This window comes from Streptomyces sp. NPDC058045, assembly GCF_042885635.1.
In the GTDB taxonomy this organism is placed as follows: Bacteria; Actinomycetota; Actinomycetes; order Streptomycetales; family Streptomycetaceae; genus Streptomyces.
On record NZ_JBHVRR010000063.1, the window covers coordinates 1 to 21,201 of the forward strand.

Consider the following 21,201-nt stretch of genomic DNA (forward strand, 5'->3'; position numbering starts at 1 on the left):
CACCTTTTGTGCCGGCGCGCCCGGGGGGTGGTCGGTAAACGCCCCCGGCCGCGGCCCGGGCCCCGCCGCGCCCCCCCCCCCCCCGCCCGGCCGGGGGCACCGGGGCCGCGCGGCAGGTCAGCCCTTGCGGGGCTGCCGCTTCCAGGGCCCGGTGATGGCGAGCATGATGCCCGGGGTCTGGATGTTGGCGTAGAGGGTCCGCCCGTCCGGCGAGAAGGTCACCCCGGTGAACTCGCTGTACTCCGGCTCCTGTTCGGTGCCGATGTTCAGCTCGTTGCGGGCGATCGGATACGTCCGGCCGCTGTCGGTCGCCCCGAAGAGATGCTGGAGGCCCTCCCCGTCCTCGGCGATCACCAGCCCGCCGTACGGGGAGACGGTGATGTTGTCCGGCCCGTCGAAGGCACCGTCCTTGGACGGGTCCGGGTTGACACCGAGCAGCACCTTGAGGGTGAGAGTGCGGCGCTTGGGGTCGTAGAACCAGACCGCCCCGTCGTGCTGCACCGGGCTCTCGCCGCGGGCGAAGGACGACACCACATAGGCGCCGCCGTCACCCCACCACATGCCCTCCAGCTTCCGGGCCCGGGTGATCTCCCGGTCCCCGAACTGCTTGCGGGTGGAGACGGTACGCGCGTCCCGGTCCGGTACGTCCACCCAGTCCACGCCGTAGACGGTGCCGGGGGCGGTGGCGCGGGACAGGTCGTCCACGAAGCGGCCACCGGAGTCGTAGCAGCGGGGCGCCTGGAGTACGCCCGCGTCGTCGGCGAGGGTGCGCAGCCTGCCGCGGCCGTGCTGGAAGCCGTGCGGCGGGGTCCAGCGGTAGAGCAGGCCGTTGGGGCCGGCGGCGTCCTCGGTGAGGTAGAGGTGGCCGCGGGACGGGTCCACGACGACGGCCTCATGGGCGTAGCGCCCCAGTGCCTTGATCGGCTTGGGGTCGCGGTTGGCGCGGCGGTCCGCCGGGTCCACCTCGAAGACATAGCCGTGGTCCTGGGTGAAGCCGTTGGCGCCCGCCTTGTCCTCGGTCTCCTCGCAGGTCAGCCAGGTGCCCCAAGGGGTGCGTCCGCCTGCGCAGTTGGTGGCGGTACCGGCGATGCCGACCCACTCCGCGACCTGCCCGCCGGGCCGCACCTCCACGACGGTGCAGCCCCCGGCCGCGCCCCGGTCGTAGACCAGGCCCTCGGTGAGCGGCACCGGGTGCGGCCACTTCGCGCGGGCACCGGCCAGCTCGTGGTTGTTGACCAGCAGGGTAGTGCCGCGGGGGCCCTCGAAGGTGGCGGTGCCGTCGTGGTTGGACGGGGTGGACTCGCCGGACTCCAGGGTGGTGACACCGGTCCGGGTGATGACGCGGTACGAGAAGCCGGCGGGCAGCGCCAAGAGGCCGTCCGGGTCGGCGACCAGCGGCCCGTAACCCACGGCGGGGCGGTGGCCGTTGCCCTGGTCCTGGCCCTGGCCGTCGCCGTCCTGCGCGGCCAGCGCGCCGGGGGCGGTGGCGAGCACCCCGGCGCTGCCGGTGAGGGCCACCCCCGCGGTGGTGGCGGCCGTTCTGCTGGTGAACTCCCTGCGGGTGAGCGGCATGGTGTCTCCTGTGTCATCGAGTACCTGAGCCGTGGGGGGCGGCGCGGCTGCCACCCACCGTCACCCGCGGAGGCGAACACGGCCTGAACGGCCGTCGACGCACAGGAGTTGTCTCCCCTACCCAGGGGGGCGGGCCTGCGCCCAGGTCTCCGCCCGATCAGCCGGAGTGCTGCTGGGAGCGGGCCTTGAAGGCGGCCTTGCGGGCCTCCTTGGCGACCCGCTTGTCCGGGTGCAGCCGGCCCATCGCCTCCAGCACCTCGGCGGTCGCCGGGTGCGCCACCCGCCAGGCGGTGTCGAAGAAGCCGCTGTGCTGCTGCGCCAACCCCTCGACCAGGGCCTGGAGTTCGGCCGAGTTCCCCTCCGCGGCGAGCTGCGCGGCCAGGGTGTCGATGGTCAGCCAGAAGATCATCGCCTCGCCCGGCGGCGGTACGTCGGACGCGCCGTGCTCGGTCAGCCACACCCGGGCCAGACCGCCCAGCTCCGGATCGTCCAGCACCTCGCGCAGCGCGGGCTCCACCTCCGCCCCGAGCAGCGCCAGAGCTTGCTGGCAGCGGAGGCGGCGCAGCGGCCCCGCCTCGTCCGCCCCCCGGGCCGCGGCCAGCAACTCCCGTGCCGCGCCCAGCGGTTCACGGCGCTCCAGCCAGAGTTCGGTCTCGGTACGGGCGGCGGGCTCGGGGTATCCGGCGGTGGCGGCGAGCAGGGCGTCGGCGCCGCGTTCGGTGAGGTCGCCCACCACGGGCGCCTGGAATCCGGCCTCCAGCAGCCGGCTGCGCAGCCCGTAGCGGCCCAGCGGGGTGAGGCGGACCATTCCGTAGCGGCTGACGTCCTCGTCGTCCGGGTCGGTACCGGCGGGCAGCTCGTCGCCGTCCGACTCCGCCATCAACTCCTCGTCCACCGGCCGGAATTCGACCAGCCCGGTCGGCTCCAGCATCCGGAACTGGTCGTCCAGCCGCAGCATCGCGTCCGACACCTGCTCCAGTACGGCGTCGGTGGGCTCCGCCATGTCATCCGGTACCAGCATCGAGGCGGCGAGGGCGGGCAGCGGAACCGGCTGCTCCTCGGGGCCGTCGCCGCCCACGGAGAGCAGATAGAGATTGCCGAGGACACCGTCGAGGAACTCCGCCTCGGCCTCCGGATCCCAGTCCAGGCCGCCCAGGTCGACGGTGCCGCCACCGGCGACGGCGTCCGCCAGACCGTCGATGTCGTCCAGGTCGGGCACCCCGGCGTCGGCGATCACGGTCTCCAGCGCGGCGAGCCAGAGGCCGAGGACATCGGCGGGCGAACCGGAGGTGACCAGGCCCAACTCGTCCCCGGCGACGACCCCGGACGCCCCCTCGCCCTCGCCGCCGTCCGCCCCGTCGGCCCCGTCAGCCTCGTCGGCCTCGTCTGCGTTCTCCGCCGCCGAGACGTCGATCAGGCCGATGTCCACCGCGACCCGCCAGGCGGCACTGGCGTCGGCCTCCGCGTCCGGGCCTTCGCCCAGGCCGAGTTCGGCGGCGGCGTCCGGCAGTTGCTCCTCGACCAGCTCACCGCCCGCGCCGACCCGGGTACCGGGCCCGGCCCAGCGGGCCAGCCGTACGGCGCGGGCCAGCAGCGGCGCGGCGAGGGCGTACCGGGCCAGTTCCGCTTCGGGGTGCAGCCGCACCGGCGGCAGGGGGGCGCTGTCTGACATCGGGGTGACTCCTCGCAAGGTACCTGGTGCGCCTTCAGCCTAGAGCCTGCGCGACCGCTTCCGCGCCCGCCGCCCGGCGGTGGGCGGCGCGGCCCCGCGGACCGGCCCCGGGCAGCGCGCCCACCGATGACCGTTCACCGCGGATACACCGGTGAAGTCTTGACAACTGCCCTGTCCGCGCAAGAGATTGACGCGCGTAGAAGGAGCGGGACGGCGCCCGACCACGTGCCGACGCACCCCGCGCCCCCCGGCACCACCCGCACCTCCGCACCGCACTCCGCACGCCCCGTCCCGGCACCGCACAACCCGGCGCCGCACACGCCCCCCGGAGGGAACCTTGCCGAGCAAGACCAGCTCGCGGCTCGCCGCGCTCACCGTCGCCGCCGTCTGCTCCACCGTCTGGGCCGGATCGCTCGCCCCGACCGCCGGAGCCGCCCCGGATCCGGCCGCGGACCAGGTCCGCATCCACGACATCCAGGGCGACACCCGGATATCCCCGCTCGCCGGGAAGGAGGTCGCCGACGTCCCCGGCATCGTCATCGGGGTGCGCACCGCGGGCTCCGCCAAGGGCTTCTGGTTCCAGGACCCGCAGGCCGACGACAACCCCGCCACCAGCGAGGGCGTCTTCGTCTTCACCTCCTCCGTCCCCAAGGTCAAGGTCGGCGACGCGGTGAAGGTGTCCGGCACCGTCTCCGAGTACGTGCCCGGTGGCAAGGACTCCGGCAACCAGTCGCTCACCGAGATCACCAAGCCGACCGTCACCGTGGAGTCCGGCGGCAACAAGCTGCCCGCCCCGGTCACCCTCGACGCCCGCTCGGTGCCCGACGCCTACGCCCCCGAGGGCGACGCCTCGGACAAGGGCTCCATCAACTCCCTGACGCTGCAACCCGATCGCTACGCCCTGGACCGCTACGAGTCCCTGGAGGGCATGAACGTCCGGATCGGCTCCTCCCGGGTGGTCACCTCCGCCAACTCCTACGGTGAGCTGTGGGTGACGGTGAAGCCCAAGGAGAACCCGACCGAGCGCGGCGGCACCCGCTACGGCTCCTACGAGGCGCAGAACTCGGGGCGGCTCCAGGTGCAGTCGCTGATCCCGGCCACCACCGACGCCTTCCCCGGCGCCGAGGTGGGCCAGAAGATCGGCGGCGGCGAAGGGCCCCTGGACTTCAACCAGTTCGGCGGTTACACGCTGACCGCCCGCAGCCTGGGCGGCGTCACCGGAAAGGCCCCCGAGCGGGAGACGGCGCGGGCGCAGAAGGACAAGGAACTGGCGATCGCCACGTACAACGTGGAGAACCTCGACCCGACCGACCCGCAGGAGAAGTTCGACCGGCTCGCCGAAGGCGTCGTCGGCAACCTCAAGTCGCCGGACATCGTCACCCTGGAGGAGATCCAGGACGACAACGGCGCCACCGACGACGGCACGGTCACCGCGGGCGAGACGATCCGCAAGTTCACCGACGCCATCGCGGCCGCGGGCGGCCCGCACTACGAGGCGCGCTCCATCGACCCGGAGAACAAGGCGGACGGCGGCGAGCCCGGCGGCAACATCCGGCAGGTCTTCCTCTTCAACCCGGACCGGGTCTCCTTCACCGACCGGCCCGGCGGCGACGCCACCACCGCCGTCGACGTCACCGGTGAGAACGGCAAGGCCGCGCTCACCCTCTCCCCCGGGCGGATCGACCCGGGCAACGAGGCCTGGAAGTCCAGCCGCAAGCCGCTGGCCGGGGAGTTCACCTTCCAGGGCCGCACCGTCTTCGTCATCGCCAACCACTTCGCCTCCAAGGGCGGCGACCAGAACCTCACCTCGCAGTACCAGCCGCCCACCCGCAGCTCCGAGACCCAGCGGCACCAGCAGGCCGACGCGGTCAACTCCTTTGTGAAGAAGCTGCTTTCGACGGAGAAGAACGCGGCGGTGGTGACCCTCGGCGACATCAACGACTTCGAGTTCTCCGACACCGTGAAGCGCCTGGAGGACGGCGACGCCCTCTGGTCCGCCATCAAGTCCCTGCCGCCCGCGGCGCGTTACTCCTACAACTACCAGGGCAACAGCCAGGTCCTCGACCAGATCCTGATCAGCCCCTCCCTCCGCAAGGGCTCCTTCTCCTACGACAGCGTCCACATCAACGCCGAGTTCTCCCAGCAGAACAGCGACCACGACCCGCAACTGCTCCGCCTGAAGAACTGACCCGGCGGGACGGGAACGCTCAACTGGGCTGTATCCAGGCTCAGTTCAGCGTTCCTTCCCTCTGACCGGTAGCACATCCAAGTGGAGCCGGGGCGCGGGGTGGCCGACACTCCAGGCATGACGGAGAACCCCCCGCGCCCGCCGGCGCCAACGTGGCACCGGACGGGCCGCGGGCCGTGCTCGACGCCTTCGACGCGGGGGACACCGCGGGCGCGGCGGCGGCGCCGCAGCGGCGGTTGCTGCCGCTGAACGGGCGATGATGGCCTGAACCGCCGGTGGGCGAGGGTCAGTTGTGGCTGTGCAGGATCTCGTTGAGGCCGGACCAGACCGCGTTGTTGGGGCGGGCTTCGACGGCGCCGGTGACGGAGTTGCGGCGGAAGAGGATGTGGGAGGCGCCGGAGAGGTCGCGGGCCTTGATGATCTCGCCGTCGGGCATGGTGACCCGGGTGCCGGCCGTGATGTACAGCCCGGCCTCCACCACGCACTCGTCGCCGAGTGCGATACCGATCCCGGCCTCGGCGCCGATCAGGCAGCGCTCACCGATGGAGATCACGACATTGCCGCCGCCGGAGAGGGTGCCCATGGTGGAGGCGCCGCCGCCGATGTCGGAGCCGTCCCCGATCACGACGCCCGCGGAGATACGGCCCTCGACCATGGAGGTGCCGAGGGTGCCGGCGTTGAAGTTGACGAAGCCCTCGTGCATCACGGTGGTGCCGGCGGCGAGGTGCGCGCCGAGCCGCACCCGGTCCGCGTCCGCGATCCGCACGCCCTTGGGCGCCACATAGTCCGTCATCCGGGGGAACTTGTCGACCGAGGTGACCTGGAGGTGGAGGCCTTCGGCGCGGGCGTTCAGCCGGGCCTGCTCCAGGTCGTCCACGGCGACCGGGCCCAGCGACGTCCAGGCCACATTGGCCAGGAAGCCGAACATGCCGTCCAGGCTCTGCCCGTGCGGGCGGACCAGCCGGTGGCTGAGCAGATGCAGCCGCAGATAGACGTCATGCGCGTCGAGCGGCTTGTCGTCCAGGGAGGCGATGACCGTACGGACGGCGACGATCTCCACGCCGCGGCGGGCGTCGGGGCCGACGGCCTGGGTGGCGGCGGCGCCGAGGAGTTCGGCCGCGCGCTCGGCGTCGAGCCGCTCGGTCCCGGCCGGGCCCGGCTCGGCGGTGAGGGCGGGGGCGGGGAACCAGGTGTCGAGGACGGTGCCGTCGGCGGTGACGGTGGCCAGGCCTGCGGCGACGGCGCCCGTGCCGCGCGGGGAAGTCGTGTCGGTCATGGCTCAGAACCTAACCGGCACGGGCCCACCGAGGCGAACCGGTGCCCCGCCCGTCTCAGGTGGCGGGACCTATGGACCGACTTGGCCAGAGTGCCGGATGAGGCGGTCGAGCATGGTGCGGGCGTACTCCTCGTCGTAGGGGGCGTTGGTGAGGAGGACCTGGAGGCAGATGCCGTCCATCAGGGCGAGCAGGGCGCGGGCGGTGACCGGGTCGGTGCGGCGGGCCAGCGGCGCCTCGAAACCCTGGCACCACTCGGCGGCGACCGGCCGCAGCGCGGGTCGGCGCAGCGCGGCGAGGTACAGCTCGTACTCCAGCTCCACGCCGGTGGGGTCGCCGGCGAGCCACTCGCCGAGTACGCCGGCGAGTTCGGTGGCCAGGTCGGCCCGCGGGTCCTGGAGGGCGGCGCGGGCGGCGACGACCTGGGCGAAGCCCTCGTTGGCCTGGCGGAGGGCGGCGACGAGGAGTTCGTCGAGGGTGCGGAAGTGGTAGGTGGTGGAGCCGAGCGGTACATCGGCCTCGGCGGCGGCGGTGCGATGGGTGAGGCCGGCGATGCCGTGGGCGGCGACGACCCGGATCGCGGCGTCGATGATGCGCTGCCGCCGCTCGGGGTCATGCCGTCGGGGGCGTGCGGACATCAATGGGCGCCTCCCATGTTGAGCAGCACCACCCCGGCGATGACGAGGAGGATCCCGCCGAGTTTGACGGCGCTGACGGACTCGCCGAGGAAGGCCATGCCGATGGCGGCGATGGCGGCGGTGCCGACGCCGGCCCAGATCGCGTAGGCGGTGCCGACGGCGAGGGTGCGCAGGGTCTGCGCCAGCAGGGCGAAGGCGGTGAGGTAGCCGACCACCGTGATGATCGAGGGCACGAGGCGGGTGAAGCCCTCGCTGTACTTCATCGCGGTGGTGCCGGCGACCTCCGCCGCTATGGCACCGGCGAGCAGCAGGTATCCCATGCGGATCAGTGTAGGCGGCTTGTGTACGGGCGTACACAACGGCCGGGGAGGCGCCTCCCGGGGCGAGGCTGTCCGCTGTCGTACCCGGCGGATAGGGTCGGTGGCCACGACAGGGGGAGGGATCCATGCGCGGCACGACCGGCGGGCGCGGGGTCATGGACGACGGAGCGCTGAAGCGATGACGAACGCACCGGGGTGGGGACCCACGCCACCGCAGGGCCCCCCGCCCGGCCCGCCCTACGGCGGCTGGGGCTGGGGCGCGCCGCCACCGCCGAAGCCGGGGGTGATACCGCTGGCGCCGCTCGGCCTGGACCAGATACTCGGCGGCGCCCTCGCCACCATGCGCCGCTACCCCGGCCCGCTCTTCGGCACCATCGGCACCGCGTACGGGCTGCTGCTGCTTCTGGTGGCGGGCGCCGGCGCGGTGGCGTACCGGTCGGTGGCGGGGCATCTGCGGGCGCTGCTGCACTCGACGGCGGAGGTGCCGCCGCAGTGGGCGGACGGGCGCCCGGTGCTGGTGGCGTTCGCCGCGGTGTGGGGGATCGCGGTGCTGCTGATGCTGCCGGTGACGGCGTTCACCCAGGCCGCCTGCCCGAGCGTGCTGGAGTCCGCGGTGCTGGGTCGGGCGACGACGGTGGGCGCGGTCTTCCGCCGGGCCGCCTCCCGTACGCTGCCCGCGCTGGGGGTGCTGCTGCTGATCACGCTGATGGTGACGGTGCCGTGGCTGCTGCTGGCCGGGGGCGGGGGCGCGTTGATCATCGCGGCGGCCTCGGCGGGGGACGGCTCGGGCGTCGCCGTCGCCTCGGTGCTGATGGTGCTGGTGTGTCTGGCGCTGGCGCCGCTGTCGATCTGGCTCTCTGTGCGCTTCAGTCTGGCGCCGCCCGCGGTGGTGCTGGAGTCGGCGGGGCCGGGCAGGGCGCTGCGGCGCTCGGCCGGGCTGGTGCGGGGCGCCTGGTGGCGGATCTTCGGTGTCACGGCGCTGGCGTACGGGATCGTGGCGGTGACGGCCGGTGCGTTCCGGCTGCCGCTGATGTTCGTCGGGCCGCAGCCGGGTCTCTCCCCGCGGTTCCAGGAGGCCGACACCCCGGGCGAGGTGCTGTCGCAGGTGCTGCCGGGCATGGTGGTGTCCACGGGGCTCTCGCTGGCGGTGACGCTGGTGATGCAGATCGTCTTCGCGGCCTTCGTACCGCTGGTGACGACGCTGCTCTATCTCGACCAGCGGATACGCAAGGAGGGCCTGGCCGATCAACTGGCCGCGGCCGCGGGGTAGTTGCAGGCCGCCTCGGAGACGTGCCGGGGGCGGCCCCGGTGGACCGGGACCGCCCCTGGGCGGCGGACCGCCGCCGGCTCAGACGTTGAAGCCGAGGGCGCGCAACTGCTCGCGGCCGTCGTCGGTGATCTTGTCGGGGCCCCACGGCGGCATCCACACCCAGTTGATGCGCAGCTCGTTGACCAGTCCCTCGGTGGCCGACTTGGCCTGGTCCTCGATGACGTCGGTGAGCGGGCAGGCGGCCGAGGTGAGCGTCATATCGACGGTGGCGATGTTCGCGTCGTCGACATGGACGCCGTAGATCAGGCCGAGATTGACGACGTCGATCCCCAGCTCAGGGTCCACGACGTCCATCAGTGCCTCCCTCAGCTCCTCCTCCGAGGCGGGCTTCAGGGTGGCGGTGTCGTTGTCGGTCATGCGGTCGTCGCCTCCTCAGCGAGGGCCTGGGCCGTCGCGTCCTTCCACGCCATCCAGCTCAGCAGAGCACACTTGACGCGGGCCGGGTACTTGGAGACGCCGGCGAACGCGACCGCGTCCTCCAGCACCTCCTCCATCTCGTCGTCCGGTTCGATGCGGCCCTTGGACTGCATCAGCTCCAGGAACACCGCCTGGATCCGCTGCGCCTCGGCCAGCTCCTTGCCGACCAGCAGATCGTTCAGCACGGAGGCGCTGGCCTGGCTGATCGAGCAGCCCTGCCCCTCGTACGAGACGTCCGCGATGCGGGTGCCGTCGTACCTCACGCGCAGCGTGATCTCGTCGCCGCAGGTCGGGTTGACATGGTGCACCTCGGCGTCGCCATCGCGCAGACCACGCCCGTGCGGGTGTTTGTAGTGGTCCAGGATGACGTCCTGGTACATCGAGTCGAGCTTCACGAAAGCAGCACCGCCCTAGCCGAAGAAGTTCCGTACGTGCTCCAGGCCGTCGACCAGTGCGTCGATCTCGGCCGGCGTGGAGTACAGATAGAACGACGCTCGTGTGGTCGCGGGAATTCCGTAGCGCAGGCAGACGGGGCGGGCGCAGTGGTGGCCGACCCGGACCGCGATGCCCTGCTCGTCGAGGACCTGGCCCACATCGTGCGGGTGGATGTCTCCCAGGGTGAAGGAGATCGCGGCGCCGCGCTCCTCGGCCGTGGTGGGGCCGATGATCCGCAGGTCCGGCACCTCGCGCAGCCGCCGCACCGCGTACTCGGTGAGGGCGTGCTCGTGCCGGGCGATGTTCTCCATGCCGATGGCGTTGAGGTAGTCCACCGCGGCGCCGAGGCCCACGGCCTGGGCGATCGGCGGGGTGCCCGCCTCGAACTTGTGCGGTGCCGGGGCGTAGGTGGAGGAGTGCATCGAGACGGTCTCGATCATCTCGCCGCCGCCGAGGAACGGAGGCAGGTCCTCCAGCAGTTCCTGACGGCCCCAGAGGACGCCGATGCCGGTCGGGCCGCACATCTTGTGGCCGGTGAAGGCCACGAAGTCGGCCTGGAGTGCCTGTACGTCGAGCGGCATGTGCGGGGCGGCCTGGGAGGCGTCGATCAGCACCAGGGCGCCGACCTCCTGGGCGCGGCGCACGATGGCCTCGACCGGGTTCTGGGTGCCGAGGATGTTGGAGACCAGCACAAAGGAGACGATCTTCGTCTTCTCGGTGATGACCTCGTCCAGGTTCGACAGGTCGAGGCGGCCGTCGTCGGTGAGGCCGAACCACCGCAGCTTCGCCCCGGTGCGCTGCGCGAGGAGCTGCCACGGCACGATGTTGGAGTGGTGCTCCATCTCCGTGATGACGATCTCGGTCTCGTGGTCCACGCGGTAGGGCTCGTCGGCCCAACCCAGCATGTTCGCCACGAGGTTGAGCGACTCGGAGGCGTTCTTGGTGAAGATGACCTCGTCGCGGCTGGGCGCGTTGACGAACGCGGCGACCTTGTCCCGCGCGCCCTCGTACAGCGCGGTGGCCTCCTCGGCGAGGACGTGGACACCGCGGTGCACATTGGCGTTGTGCTGCTCGTAGTACTCGTCGACCGCGTCGAGGACCTGGCGCGGCGTCTGCGAGGTCGCCGCGTTGTCCAGGTAGACCAGCTTCTTGCCGTCGTGGAGCACCCGGTCGAGGATCGGGAAGTCCTTGCGGATCGCCTCGGTGTCGAGGAGGCCGGGGAGCCCCTGATGGGCGTCTGTCACTCGGACGCGCCTCCCTTCACATACTCCTCGTAGCCCTCGTTCTCCAGCTTGTCGGCGAGCTCCGGGCCGCCGGACTCGGCGATGCGGCCGTCGGCGAAGACATGGACGTGGTCGGGCTTGATGTAGCGGAGGATCCGCGTGTAGTGCGTGATCAGCAGCGTGCCGACCTGGCCGGACTCGCGGACGCGGTTGACGCCCTCGGAGACGACGCGCAGGGCGTCGACGTCGAGGCCGGAGTCGGTCTCGTCCAGGATGGCGATATGCGGCTTGAGCAGCTCCAGTTGGAGGATCTCGTGCCGCTTCTTCTCACCGCCGGAGAAGCCCTCGTTGACGTTCCGCTCGGCGAAGGCCGGGTCCATGTGGAGCCGCTGCATGGTCTCCTTGACCTCCTTCACCCAGGTACGCAGCTTGGGTGCCTCGCCGCGGACGGCGGTGGCGGAGGTGCGCAGGAAGTTGGAGACGGAGACGCCGGGGACCTCGACCGGGTACTGCATGGCGAGGAAGAGGCCGGCGCGGGCCCGCTCGTCCACGGACATCTCCAGCACGTCCTCACCGTCGAGGGTGACGGTGCCGCTGGTGATCGTGTACTTGGGGTGACCCGCGAGGGAGTAGGCGAGGGTCGACTTGCCGGAGCCGTTGGGGCCCATGATGGCGTGCGTCTCGCCCTGCTTCACGGTGAGGTCGACGCCCTTGAGGATCTCCTTCGTGGCGTTGTCGGCCTCGACGGTGACGTGCAGGTCTCGGATTTCAAGCGTTGCCATGGTGGCTCAGGACTCCTGGGAGAGGGAGACGAGCACGTCGTCCCCTTCGGTCTTGACGGGGTAAACGGGGACGGGGCGGGTCGCGGGCAGGCCGGAGGGCTTACCGGTGCGGAGGTCGAAGCTGGAGCCGTGCAGCCAGCACTCGATCTGGCAGTCCTCCACCTCGCCCTCGGAGAGCGACACGTTCGCGTGCGAGCAGATGTCGTTGATGGCGAAGACCTCGCCCTCGGTGCGGACGACGGAGACCGGCGTGCCGTCGATCTCCACCCGCTTCGGGGTGTCCTCTTCCAGCTCGCTGAGGCCGCAGACGCGGACGAAGCTCATGCGACGGACGCCTCCAGCTCCTCTTCGATCTTCGCCAGCAGGCGCTCCTCGATGTCCGGGACACCGATCTGCTGCACCAGCTCGGCGAAGAAGCCGCGCACCACCAGGCGGCGGGCGTCCTGCTCGGGGATACCGCGCGCCATCAGGTAGAAGAGCTGCTCGTCGTCGAACCGGCCGGTGGCGGAGGCGTGGCCGGCGCCGACGATCTCACCGGTCTCGATCTCCAGGTTCGGCACCGAGTCGACCCGCGCGCCGTCGGTGAGGACGAGGTTGCGGTTCATCTCGTAGGTGTCGGTGCCCTCGGCGGCGGCCTGGATGAGGACGTCGCCGATCCACACCGCGTGCGCGTCCTCGCCCTGGAGCGCGCCCTTGTAGACGACGTTGGACTTGCAGTGCGGGGTGTTGTGGTCGACCAGGAGGCGGTGCTCGTGGTGCTGGCCCCGGTCGGTGAAGTAGAGGCCGATCAGCTCGGCCTCGCCGCCGGTGCCGGAGTACCGGACGCGGGGGTGGATGCGGACCAGGTCGCCGCCGAAGGTGACGACGATATGGCGGAAGCCGGCGTCCCGGCCGACGAGCGCGCTCTGCTGGGAGGCGTGCACGGCGGTGTCGTCCCAGTCGTGGACGGTGACGACGGTGAGCTTGGCGCCGTCGCCGAGTACGTACTCGACGTTGGCGGCGCGGACGGTGTCCCCGGTGTGGTCGATGACGACGGTGGCCTCGGCGAAGGCGCCCAGCTCGAAGACGGTGTGCCCGTAGGTGACGCCGCCCTCGCCGTGCAGGGCCAGCCGGACCGGCTCGCTCAGCACGGTCTCCTTGGGCACGGTGACGACGGTCGCCTTCTCGAAGGCCGAGTACGCCTGGGCCGCGACCCGGTCCACCGGCGTCCCGCTGCGGCCGAGCCGGGCGTCGTCGCGGGCGACGGTCTCCACGGTGACGCCGTCCGGCACCGAGATCTCGGCCTTGATGGAGCCGTCTGCGGTGGCGGTGCCGTCGTGCAGGCCGCGGAGCCGCGCCAGCGGGGTGAAGCGCCACTCCTCCTCCCGGCCGTGCGGCACGGGGAAGTCCGCCACGTCGTACGACGCGGGCGCGCTCATGCGGGTGGCGACGGTCGACTCGCCGGCTACCGCGATCGACCCGGTGGTGGACGATCCCACCGGCAGGTTCTGGGGGGCCTCAGCCATGGCTGTCGTTCTGCTCTCTTCCTCGTCGGAAATCTGCTCGCTGCGGATGGGCGGGGCCGCCCCGGGGGCGGCCCCTGCTGCGGCCCGGTCAGCCGACCGCGCCCTCCATCTGCAGCTCGATCAGCCGGTTGAGCTCCAGGGCGTACTCCATCGGCAGTTCCTTGGCGATGGGCTCCACGAAGCCGCGCACGATCATGGCCATCGCCTCCTCCTCGGTGAGGCCGCGGCTCATCAGGTAGAAGAGCTGGTCCTCGGAGACCTTGGAGACGGTCGCCTCATGCCCCATGGAGACGTCGTCCTCGCGGACGTCGACGTAGGGGTAGGTGTCGGAACGCGAGATGGTGTCGACCAGCAGCGCGTCGCAGAGCACGTTCGACTTGGAGCCGGCGGCGCCCTCACCGATCTCGACCAGACCGCGGTACGAGGTACGGCCGCCGCCACGGGCCACCGACTTCGACACGATGTTGGACGAGGTGTTCGGCGCCATGTGGACCATCTTGGAACCGGCGTCCTGGTGCTGGCCCTCGCCCGCGAAGGCGATGGACAGCGTCTCGCCCTTGGCGTGCTCGCCCATCAGGTAGACCGCCGGGTACTTCATGGTCACCTTGGAGCCGATGTTGCCGTCGATCCACTCCATGGTGGCGCCCTCGTAGGCGACGGCGCGCTTGGTGACCAGGTTGTAGACGTTGTTCGACCAGTTCTGGATGGTCGTGTAGCGGCAGCGGGCGCCCTTCTTGACGATGATCTCGACGACCGCGGAGTGCAGCGAGTCCGACTTGTAGATCGGCGCGGTGCAGCCCTCGACGTAGTGCACGTAGGCGTCCTCGTCGACGATGATCAGCGTCCGCTCGAACTGGCCCATGTTCTCCGTGTTGATCCGGAAGTAGGCCTGGAGCGGGATCTCCACGTGGACGCCCTTGGGCACGTAGATGAAGGAACCGCCGGACCACACCGCCGTGTTGAGCGAGGCGAACTTGTTGTCGCCGGGCGGGATGACGGTGCCGAAGTACTCCTTGAAGAGCTCCGGGTGCTCCTTCAGCGCGGTGTCCGTGTCGAGGAAGATGACGCCCTGCTCCTCCAGGTCCTCGCGGATCTGGTGGTAGACGACCTCCGACTCGTACTGCGCGGCGACACCGGCGACCAGGCGCTGCTTCTCCGCCTCCGGGATGCCGAGCTTGTCGTAGGTGGCCTTGATGTCCTCGGGCAGGTCCTCCCAGGACTCGGCCTGCTTCTCCGTGGAGCGTACGAAGTACTTGATGTTGTCGAAGTCGATGCCGGAGAGGTCGGAGCCCCAGTTCGGCATGGGCTTCTTCTGGAAGAGCTTGAGGCCCTTCAGGCGGATCTTGGTCATCCACTCCGGCTCGGACTTCTTGCCCGAGATGTCCTTGACGACCTCGTCGGAGAGCCCGCGCTTGGCGGACGCCCCGGCCTCGTCGGAGTCGGCCCAGCCGTATTCGTACTTGCCCAGCCCCTCCAGCTCGGGGTGAGCGGTCTCCGTGGGGAGCGTCATGCGGGGTTCCTCCCGGACGTGCTTGCAGGTGCGTTGTCGGTGGTCTGTGGGGCGGCGGCCGGTGGGCCGGCGCGGGGGATGTAGGTGGTGCAGACGCCGTCGCCGTGGGCGATGGTGGCCAGCCGCTGGACGTGGGTACCGAGCAGCGTCGAGAAGAACTCGGTCTCCGCCTCGCAGAGTTGGGGGAACTGCTCGGCGACGTGGGCGACCGGGCAGTGGTGCTGGCAGAGCTGCTCGCCACCCTGCGGGTGGGGTGCCGCACGCGCCGCAGCAGCGTACCCGTCCGCGGAGAGCGCGGCGGCCAGCGCCTGGGCCCGCTCCTCGGGCGGCACCTCGGCGAGGGCCTCCCGCCACTTCTCGGCCTGGGCGGCGAGCCGGTCGCGCGCGAAGGCGGCGACGGCCGCCTCACCTCCGGCGTGCCGGGCTATCCAGTGCAGCGCCTCGGCGGCGAGGGCGTCGTAGGACTGGTCGAAGGCGTCCCGGCCGCAGTCCGTCAGGGCGAAGGCCTTGGCGGGGCGGCCGCGGGTGCGGGTGCCGTACACCCGCTGCTCGCGGGGGGCGACGATGTCGTCGGCGACGAGCGCGTCGAGATGGCGGCGGACGGCGGCCTGGGTGAGGCCGAGGCGCCCGGCCAGCTCGGCGACGGTGGACGGGCCGTGGTCCAGGATGGAGCGCGCGACGCGGTTGCGCGTGGAGCGCTCACCGGTCGCGGCGTCCTCCTGGCCCGCGCGGTGACCGTCACGGTGACCGCGGCTGGGAGCCTCGCCGACGTTTTTCACAACGCCATTGTTGCGTAATTCCTTCGGCAGTGACAAGCCGCGGCCTCAGCGGCCCGCGGTGCCCTGCATCACTTAGGCGACCCTAAGCAGACACCTCCGCCCACCTGCGGAAACCATCACTGATCGATCAGACGGGGTGCGCGGCGAGACGGCCGGCGGCGGTCAATTCGCTGGCGCTCGCACGGCCCGCCGAGCACACTCCCCCACCATGGAGAAGCCCCCGGTACGCGGCCCGCTCTGCACCCGCGCCACACTCGCCGCCGAACTCCGCGCCCTCGGCGTCCGCCCCGGCGAGACCCTGCTGGTGCACTCCTCGCTCAGCGCCCTCGGCTGGGTGGCCGGCGGCGCCGTCGACGTGGTGCACGCCCTCCTCGACGTGCTCGGTGAGGACGGCACCCTCGTCGTCCCCACGCACTCCGGCGACAACTCCGACCCGGCGCACTGGAGCAGCCCCGCCGTCCCCGAGGAGTGGTGGCCCGAGCTGCGCGCCTCGATGCCCGGCTACGACCCGCACACCACCCGCAGCTTCGGCGTCGGCACGGTGCCGGAGGTGGTGCGGACCTGGCCCGGAGCGCTGCGCAGCGGCCACCCCCAGACCTCCTTCGCCGCCCTCGGCCCGCTCGCCGGACGGATCACCTCCGGCCACCGCCCCGAGTGCCGCCTCGGTGAGCACAGCCCGCTGGCCAGACTGGAGGAGGCCGGGGCGCGGATACTGCTGCTCGGCGCGGGCTTCGACTCCTGCACCGCCTTCCACCTGGCCGAATACCGGGTGCCCGGCGCCGAGGACCGGGTGGAGGTCGGCTTCGCCGCGCTCACCGCCGGGGGCGGCAGGGCCTGGGTCACGGTGCTCGACTCCCCCATCTCCTCGGACGACTTCGAGCTGCTCGGCGCCGACTACGAACGGGACCGGCCGGTGCCGCGCGGCCCGGTCGGAGCCGCCACCTGCCGCCTCTTCCCGCTCACCGAGGCGGTGGCGTACGCCGGGCGATGGCTGCCGGTGCACCGCCCACCGGCCTGACCGGCCCCCGCCCGAGGCACCGCGCGCCGCCTCCTAGACTTCCCGCCATGCGAAGCGAGCCGGTGGTCCAGCTTGAGGGCCTGACGAAGCGGTACGGCGACAAGACCGCGGTGGACGGCCTGGACCTCACCGCGGCCCCCGGCATCACCGCCGTCCTCGGCCCGAACGGCGCCGGCAAGACCACCACCGTCGAGCTGTGCGAGGGCTACCGCGCCGCGGACGCCGGGACGGTGCGGGTCCTCGGTCTCGACCCGCGGCGCCAGGCCCGTGAACTGCGGCCCCGGCTCGGCGTGATGCTCCAGTCCGGCGGCGTCTACTCGGGGGCGCGGGCCGAGGAGATGCTGCGGCACATGGCCGGGCTGCACGCCCACCCACTGGACGTGCCGGCGCTGATCGCACGCCTCGGCCTGGAGAGCTGCGGCCGCACCTCCTACCGGCGGCTCTCCGGCGGGCAGCAGCAGCGCCTCGCCCTCGCCATGGCCGTCGTCGGCCGACCCGAGCTGGTCTTCCTCGACGAGCCCACCGCGGGCCTCGACCCGCAGGCCCGGCACGCCACCTGGGACCTGGTACGGGAGCTGCGCGGCGACGGCGTCAGCGTGATCCTCACCACGCACCACATGGACGAGGCGGAGGAGCTGGCCGACGATGTGGCGATCATCGACGCCGGCCGGGTCATAGCCCAGGGCTCCCCCGAGGAGCTGTGCCGCGGCGGCGCGGAGAACACCCTGCGCTTCACCGGCCGGCCCGGACTCGACGTCGCCTCGCTGCTGAAGGCGCTGCCCGCGGACGCCGAGGCGGCCGAAACCACCCCCGGCGGCTACCGCGTCACCGGCAAGGTCGACCCGCAACTGCTGGCCACCGTCACCTCCTGGTGCGCCCAGCACGGAGTGCTGCCCGACCGGATCTCCGTCGAGCGGCACAGCCTGGAGGACGTCTTCCTGGAACTCACGGGCAAGGAGCTGCGCGGATGAGCGCCGGTACGTACACGCCGCGGCCGGGAGCCGCGCCGCTGGGGCGGATGATCGCCGCGCAGGCGGCGCTGGAGACCCGGATGCTGCTGCGCAACGGCGAGCAACTGCTGCTCACCGTGGTCATCCCGACCCTGCTGCTGGTGCTGTTCAGCACGGTGGACATCGTCGACACCGGCAAGGGCGCGGCGGTCGACTTCCTCACCCCGGGTGTGCTGGCGCTCGCGGTGCTCTCCACCGCCTTCACCGGGCAGGCCATCGCCACCGGCTTCGAGCGCCGCTACGGCGTACTGAAACGGCTCGGCGCCTCACCGCTGCCGCGCTGGGCGCTGATGGCCGCGAAAACCGTGTCCGTACTGGTCACCGAGGTCCTTCAGATCGTGCTGCTGACGGTGATCGCACTGGCCCTGGGCTGGTCCCCGCACGGCAACCCGCTGGCCGTGGCGCTGCTGCTCGTCCTGGGTACGGCGGCCTGTTCGGGCCTCGGGCTGCTGATGGCGGGCACCCTGAAGGCGGAGGCCACCCTCGCCGCGGCCAATCTGGTCTTCCTGCTGCTGCTGGTGGGCGGCGGGGTGCTGGTACCGCTGGACCGCTTCCCGGGCGGGGTGCGCGCCGTCCTTGAACTGCTGCCGCTCTCGGCGCTCTCCGACGGCCTGCGGTCGGTGCTCCAGCACGGCTCCGGCACGCCCTGGGGGGACCTGGGAATCCTCGCGGTGTGGTCGGTGCTGGGTCTGGGCGCGGCGGCCCGCTTCTTCCGCTGGGAGTGACCCGGGAGTGACCCGGCCCGGCCGCGGCGCCCCGCTCCGCCCGTAACGTCCCCCTCGTGAAGCCGTGCACAAGCGGCCCTCTACGATGGCTCCGTGCCGAAAGTGACCCGAGCCGACGCCACCGCGGCCCTGCGCAACCCGCTGGCCTTCATCGCCGAGCGCTGGACCCCAGCCCCGGCCACCGTCCGCCGTGCGGCGCTCTCCGCGCTCCTGATGAGCGTCGTCATCGTCGTCACCGGCGCCGCAGTCCGCCTCACCGGCTCCGGACTCGGCTGCCCCACTTGGCCCGAGTGCACCGACGGCTCCCTCACCACGACCCGCGAGATGGGCGTGCACGGCGTCATCGAGTTCGGCAACCGCCTGCTGACGTATGTGCTCTGCGCCGCCGTCGGCTGGGCGATCGTCGCGGCGCGCTCGCAGAAGCCGTACCGGCGGAGCCTGACCCGGCTGGGGTGGGCGCAGTTCTGGGTGGTGATGGGCAATGCGGTGCTCGGCGGCATCGTGGTGCTGGTCGGCCTCAACCCGTACACGGTGGCCGCGCACTATCTGCTGACCTCGGCGCTGATCGGCGTCGCCACCGTGATGTGGCAGCGCACCGGCGAGGGCGACGCGGCACCGCGCCCGCTCGTCGGCAAGGCGGTGGCGCAACTGGTGTGGGTCCTGGTGGGCGTGACGGCGCTGCTGCTGCTCGTCGGCACCGTGGTCACCGGCTTCGGGCCGCACGCCGGCGACTCCAGCGATGTGGCGCGGATGCGGTTCGCCGGGCTGAGCTGGGAGGACGTCACCAAGATGCACGCCGTACTGGCGTGGGTCACGGTCACCCTGTCCTTCGCCCTGTGGTTCGTGCTGAAGGCGGTGGACGCGCCCGCCGTGCCCCTGCGCCGCACCCGCGACCTCTTCCTGGTGCTGCTCGCGCAGGGCGTCATCGGCTATGTCCAGTACTTCACCGAGCTGCCGGAGGCCCTGGTGGGCCTGCACATGCTGGGCTCGGCGCTGGTGTGGATCGCGGTGCTGCGGGTGCTGCTGTCGCTGCGGGAGCGGCCCGAGGCGGCGCCCGGACTGCCGTCCCAGCCGGACGCCCACCTGTCGGCCGTCTGACTCACGCCGCCCCCAACTACCGCCGCCCCAGCGGGTGTCGGCGGTTCAGTGGTCCCTGCCTCCGAGCTGGATCCCGGCCATCCGGGACCACTCGTAGGGGCCGGTGCGGACCCTGGCGGCGAGCTCGCCGTCGAAGTCCTCCTGCACGGTGATACCGGCCTTCGCCACCGCGGCCTCGGCGACGGTGTGGCTCGGGGCGACCAGGTCGCCCCAGCGGCCGTCGCCGCCGACCAGCACGATGCGTGCGCCCTTGCGGCCCAGGTAGGAGACCTGCCCTTCGGCCCCGTCGTGGGCGCGGGCGAAGGCCCCGATCTCCTTGGCGAGCCGGGCGGCCCGGCGCTCGTCACGGGTGTCGCGGCGCGCGGCGCCGGTACCGGTGCCGGGCTGCCCAGTGGTCTCGTCGGCCGGCTGTGTGTCAGCGGTGTCTGCCATACCCAGATGCTACCGATGGGTAGATCATCCTGCGACGGGCCCGGCACGTGGTCTTGCCCACGTGCCGGGCCCGTCGTATGCGCCCCGGGTCGTCCCGGTGCGGCGTCAGCGCAGGAAGGGGTCCACCGCGACCGCCACGAAGAGCAGCGACACATAGGTGATGGACCAGTGGAAGAGGCGCATCTCCTTGAGCTTGCCGCCGGTCAGGCCGTCCTTGGCGCGGTTCTGCAGCGCGTGCGCCTCCCAGAGCCAGAAGCCGCCGGCCAGCAGCGCCACCGCCGTGTAGAACCAGCCGGTGTATCCCAGCGGGGTCAGCAGCAGCGAGACCAGGACCATCACCCAGCTGTAGAGGACGATCTGGCGGGCGACGACCTTGTTGGAGGCGATCACCGGCAGCATCGGCACACCGACCCGGGCGTAGTCCTCCTTGACGCGCATGGACAGCGGCCAGTAGTGCGGCGGCGTCCAGAAGAACATCACCAGGAAGAGGATGACGGCCGCGTAGGACACGGTGTTGGTGACCGCGGACCAGCCGATGAAGACGGGCAGGCAGCCGGCGATACCGCCCCAGACGATGTTCTGCGAGGTGCGGCGCTTGAGGATCATCGTGTAGACGACCACATAGAAGAGGAGCGCGCCGAGGGAGAGCCAGGCGGAGAGCCAGTTGACGGTGAGGCCGAAGAGCAGGGTGGACACCACACCGAGGGCGATGCCGAAGACCAGGCACTCGCGCGGGCTGACCATCCCGGTCACCAGCGGCCGTTGCGAGGTGCGGTCCATCTGCGCGTCGATGTCCCGGTCGATGTACATGTTCAGCGCGTTGGCGCCGCCCGCGGAGAGGTAGCCGCCGAGGCAGGTGAGCAGCACCAACTTCAGGTCGGGCACGCCCTGCTGGGCGAGGAACATGACCGGCACCGTCGTGATGAGCAGCAGCTCGATGATGCGCGGCTTGGTCAGCGCCACGAAAGCCATGACCCGGGCACCGAACGACCGGTCCGGACCCTTACCGAGCTCGCCCGGGGCCTGGAGGGCACTGCCCCCACCCTCGGGACGGGACTGAACGGCCGTCACGTACACCCCTGACAGAGACATCCCAGCGAGCCCCGGTCGTGAAGTCCCGGTAAAGACTCGCGCGTACCACGCCACTCTAGACGGCGCCCCCACCTCACTCTTCGCGGGGGGTCTCCGTGTTGGAGCGGGTGCGCGGCGCGGGCGCGGGGCGCGCTCGGCGGGGCCTCAACTGCCGTACGGGGTACGGCAGAACGGGCTCCCG

Annotated in this window: 21 protein-coding genes and 1 pseudogene; 7 read left to right on the plus strand and 15 right to left on the minus strand. The window is 71.7% G+C overall.

What is annotated here, in order from left to right; genetic code table 11:
• Positions 1 to 117: 117 nt before the first annotated feature.
• Together ACFVST_RS26065 and ACFVST_RS26070 are read right to left on the minus strand one after the other, a co-directional pair.
• Positions 118 to 1,572 carry an alkaline phosphatase PhoX gene (locus tag ACFVST_RS26065; RefSeq protein ID WP_390156022.1) on the minus strand — a complete coding sequence of 485 codons (1,455 nt, stop codon included), beginning with the start codon at positions 1,570 to 1,572 and terminating at the stop codon, positions 118 to 120.
• Between the two features lie 157 nt (positions 1,573 to 1,729).
• Entirely contained in the window at positions 1,730 to 3,244 is a 1,515-nt protein-coding gene (locus ACFVST_RS26070) for a hypothetical protein (protein ID WP_390156023.1), read from the minus strand.
• Positions 3,245 to 3,581: 337 nt separating this feature from the next.
• On the opposite strand from ACFVST_RS26070, the gene ACFVST_RS26075 reads away from it, so the two are divergent.
• Both ACFVST_RS26075 and ACFVST_RS26080 read left to right on the plus strand, forming a co-directional pair.
• On the plus strand, positions 3,582 to 5,432 hold the full coding sequence (locus ACFVST_RS26075; protein WP_390156024.1) for an endonuclease/exonuclease/phosphatase family protein: 1,851 nt from the start codon (positions 3,582 to 3,584) through the stop codon (positions 5,430 to 5,432).
• A 146-nt stretch (positions 5,433 to 5,578) separates the two neighbouring features.
• Positions 5,579 to 5,680 (plus strand): annotated as a pseudogene (locus tag ACFVST_RS26080) (4-hydroxy-tetrahydrodipicolinate synthase); the annotation flags it as partial.
• 38 nt (positions 5,681 to 5,718) lie between these two features.
• Here the strand turns inward: ACFVST_RS26080 and dapD are convergent.
• The 3 genes from dapD to ACFVST_RS26095 all read right to left on the minus strand — a co-directional run bounded on the left by dapD (position 5,719) and on the right by ACFVST_RS26095 (position 7,664).
• Complete coding sequence (dapD, locus tag ACFVST_RS26085) at positions 5,719 to 6,708, minus strand: 2,3,4,5-tetrahydropyridine-2,6-dicarboxylate N-succinyltransferase (RefSeq protein WP_390156025.1); 990 nt, start codon at positions 6,706 to 6,708, stop codon at positions 5,719 to 5,721.
• 69 nt (positions 6,709 to 6,777) lie between these two features.
• Positions 6,778 to 7,344, minus strand: a complete 567-nt coding sequence (locus tag ACFVST_RS26090; protein WP_390156026.1) for a TetR/AcrR family transcriptional regulator — start codon at positions 7,342 to 7,344, stop codon at positions 6,778 to 6,780.
• Complete coding sequence (locus ACFVST_RS26095) at positions 7,344 to 7,664, minus strand: DMT family transporter (RefSeq protein ID WP_390156027.1); 321 nt, start codon at positions 7,662 to 7,664, stop codon at positions 7,344 to 7,346. The genes ACFVST_RS26090 and ACFVST_RS26095 overlap by 1 nt, the downstream gene beginning before the upstream one ends.
• A 178-nt stretch (positions 7,665 to 7,842) precedes the next feature.
• On the opposite strand from ACFVST_RS26095, the gene ACFVST_RS26100 reads away from it, so the two are divergent.
• Complete coding sequence (locus ACFVST_RS26100; protein ID WP_390156028.1) at positions 7,843 to 8,934, plus strand: hypothetical protein; 1,092 nt, start codon at positions 7,843 to 7,845, stop codon at positions 8,932 to 8,934.
• Between the two features lie 78 nt (positions 8,935 to 9,012).
• Here the strand turns inward: ACFVST_RS26100 and ACFVST_RS26105 are convergent, their stop codons facing one another.
• The 8 genes from ACFVST_RS26105 to ACFVST_RS26140 form a co-directional block, all read right to left on the minus strand.
• A complete protein-coding gene (locus ACFVST_RS26105; RefSeq protein WP_390156029.1) occupies positions 9,013 to 9,351 on the minus strand; it encodes a metal-sulfur cluster assembly factor in 339 nt (112 codons plus the stop codon).
• Positions 9,348 to 9,806, minus strand: coding sequence for a Fe-S cluster assembly sulfur transfer protein SufU (gene sufU, locus ACFVST_RS26110; RefSeq protein WP_390156030.1), 459 nt, complete (start codon positions 9,804 to 9,806; stop codon positions 9,348 to 9,350). The genes ACFVST_RS26105 and sufU overlap by 4 nt, the downstream gene beginning before the upstream one ends.
• A gap of 15 nt (positions 9,807 to 9,821) precedes the next feature.
• Positions 9,822 to 11,090, minus strand: coding sequence for a cysteine desulfurase (locus ACFVST_RS26115; protein ID WP_390156031.1), 1,269 nt, complete (start codon positions 11,088 to 11,090; stop codon positions 9,822 to 9,824).
• Positions 11,087 to 11,851, minus strand: a complete 765-nt coding sequence (gene sufC, locus ACFVST_RS26120; RefSeq protein ID WP_390156032.1) for a Fe-S cluster assembly ATPase SufC — start codon at positions 11,849 to 11,851, stop codon at positions 11,087 to 11,089. The genes ACFVST_RS26115 and sufC overlap by 4 nt, the downstream gene beginning before the upstream one ends.
• Positions 11,852 to 11,857: 6 nt before the next feature.
• The gene (locus ACFVST_RS26125) at positions 11,858 to 12,175 is read right to left on the minus strand and encodes a non-heme iron oxygenase ferredoxin subunit (protein ID WP_390156033.1); all 318 of its coding nucleotides are present in this window, start codon (positions 12,173 to 12,175) and stop codon (positions 11,858 to 11,860) included.
• Positions 12,172 to 13,356: a Fe-S cluster assembly protein SufD gene (sufD, locus tag ACFVST_RS26130; RefSeq protein ID WP_390156034.1), complete on the minus strand. Its 1,185-nt coding sequence runs from the start codon at positions 13,354 to 13,356 to the stop codon at positions 12,172 to 12,174. Before sufD ends, ACFVST_RS26125 begins: the two co-directional genes overlap by 4 nt.
• A gap of 88 nt (positions 13,357 to 13,444) precedes the next feature.
• Positions 13,445 to 14,866 (minus strand): Fe-S cluster assembly protein SufB, encoded by a 1,422-nt coding sequence (sufB, locus tag ACFVST_RS26135; protein ID WP_390156035.1) that lies wholly within the window; start codon positions 14,864 to 14,866, stop codon positions 13,445 to 13,447.
• Positions 14,863 to 15,645 (minus strand): helix-turn-helix transcriptional regulator, encoded by a 783-nt coding sequence (locus ACFVST_RS26140; protein WP_390156036.1) that lies wholly within the window; start codon positions 15,643 to 15,645, stop codon positions 14,863 to 14,865. Before ACFVST_RS26140 ends, sufB begins: the two co-directional genes overlap by 4 nt.
• 208 nt (positions 15,646 to 15,853) lie before the next feature.
• Between ACFVST_RS26140 and ACFVST_RS26145 the strand changes: the two genes are divergently transcribed.
• The 4 genes from ACFVST_RS26145 (at position 15,854) to ACFVST_RS26160 (ending at position 19,496) form a co-directional block, all read left to right on the plus strand.
• A complete protein-coding gene (locus tag ACFVST_RS26145; RefSeq protein ID WP_390156037.1) occupies positions 15,854 to 16,663 on the plus strand; it encodes an aminoglycoside N(3)-acetyltransferase in 810 nt (269 codons plus the stop codon).
• A 47-nt stretch (positions 16,664 to 16,710) separates the two neighbouring features.
• Positions 16,711 to 17,634 carry an ABC transporter ATP-binding protein gene (locus ACFVST_RS26150; RefSeq protein WP_390156038.1) on the plus strand — a complete coding sequence of 308 codons (924 nt, stop codon included), beginning with the start codon at positions 16,711 to 16,713 and terminating at the stop codon, positions 17,632 to 17,634.
• On the plus strand, positions 17,631 to 18,398 hold the full coding sequence (locus tag ACFVST_RS26155) for an ABC transporter permease (protein ID WP_390156039.1): 768 nt from the start codon (positions 17,631 to 17,633) through the stop codon (positions 18,396 to 18,398). The genes ACFVST_RS26150 and ACFVST_RS26155 overlap by 4 nt, the downstream gene beginning before the upstream one ends.
• Positions 18,399 to 18,491: 93 nt before the next feature.
• The gene (locus ACFVST_RS26160; protein ID WP_390156040.1) at positions 18,492 to 19,496 is read left to right on the plus strand and encodes a heme A synthase; all 1,005 of its coding nucleotides are present in this window, start codon (positions 18,492 to 18,494) and stop codon (positions 19,494 to 19,496) included.
• Between the two features lie 45 nt (positions 19,497 to 19,541).
• Here the strand turns inward: ACFVST_RS26160 and ACFVST_RS26165 are convergent, their stop codons facing one another.
• Positions 19,542 to 19,928, minus strand: coding sequence for a hypothetical protein (locus ACFVST_RS26165; protein WP_390156041.1), 387 nt, complete (start codon positions 19,926 to 19,928; stop codon positions 19,542 to 19,544).
• A 105-nt stretch (positions 19,929 to 20,033) separates the two neighbouring features.
• Positions 20,034 to 21,005 (minus strand): heme o synthase, encoded by a 972-nt coding sequence (locus tag ACFVST_RS26170; RefSeq protein WP_390156047.1) that lies wholly within the window; start codon positions 21,003 to 21,005, stop codon positions 20,034 to 20,036.
• Positions 21,006 to 21,201: the final 196 nt, after the last annotated feature.

Coding starts and splice junctions, on each gene's coding strand:
- ACFVST_RS26065 (WP_390156022.1), bottom strand. CDS start 1,572: ATGCCGCTCACCCGCAGGGAGTTCACCAGCAGAACGGCCGCCACCACC.
- ACFVST_RS26070 (WP_390156023.1), bottom strand. CDS start 3,244: ATGTCAGACAGCGCCCCCCTGCCGCCGGTGCGGCTGCACCCCGAAGCG.
- dapD (WP_390156025.1), bottom strand. CDS start 6,708: ATGACCGACACGACTTCCCCGCGCGGCACGGGCGCCGTCGCCGCAGGC.
- ACFVST_RS26090 (WP_390156026.1), bottom strand. CDS start 7,344: ATGTCCGCACGCCCCCGACGGCATGACCCCGAGCGGCGGCAGCGCATC.
- ACFVST_RS26095 (WP_390156027.1), bottom strand. CDS start 7,664: ATGGGATACCTGCTGCTCGCCGGTGCCATAGCGGCGGAGGTCGCCGGC.
- ACFVST_RS26100 (WP_390156028.1), top strand. CDS start 7,843: ATGACGAACGCACCGGGGTGGGGACCCACGCCACCGCAGGGCCCCCCG.
- ACFVST_RS26105 (WP_390156029.1), bottom strand. CDS start 9,351: ATGACCGACAACGACACCGCCACCCTGAAGCCCGCCTCGGAGGAGGAG.
- sufC (WP_390156032.1), bottom strand. CDS start 11,851: ATGGCAACGCTTGAAATCCGAGACCTGCACGTCACCGTCGAGGCCGAC.
- ACFVST_RS26125 (WP_390156033.1), bottom strand. CDS start 12,175: ATGAGCTTCGTCCGCGTCTGCGGCCTCAGCGAGCTGGAAGAGGACACC.
- sufD (WP_390156034.1), bottom strand. CDS start 13,356: ATGGCTGAGGCCCCCCAGAACCTGCCGGTGGGATCGTCCACCACCGGG.
- sufB (WP_390156035.1), bottom strand. CDS start 14,866: ATGACGCTCCCCACGGAGACCGCTCACCCCGAGCTGGAGGGGCTGGGC.
- ACFVST_RS26145 (WP_390156037.1), top strand. CDS start 15,854: ATGGAGAAGCCCCCGGTACGCGGCCCGCTCTGCACCCGCGCCACACTC.
- ACFVST_RS26150 (WP_390156038.1), top strand. CDS start 16,711: ATGCGAAGCGAGCCGGTGGTCCAGCTTGAGGGCCTGACGAAGCGGTAC.
- ACFVST_RS26155 (WP_390156039.1), top strand. CDS start 17,631: ATGAGCGCCGGTACGTACACGCCGCGGCCGGGAGCCGCGCCGCTGGGG.
- ACFVST_RS26165 (WP_390156041.1), bottom strand. CDS start 19,928: ATGGCAGACACCGCTGACACACAGCCGGCCGACGAGACCACTGGGCAG.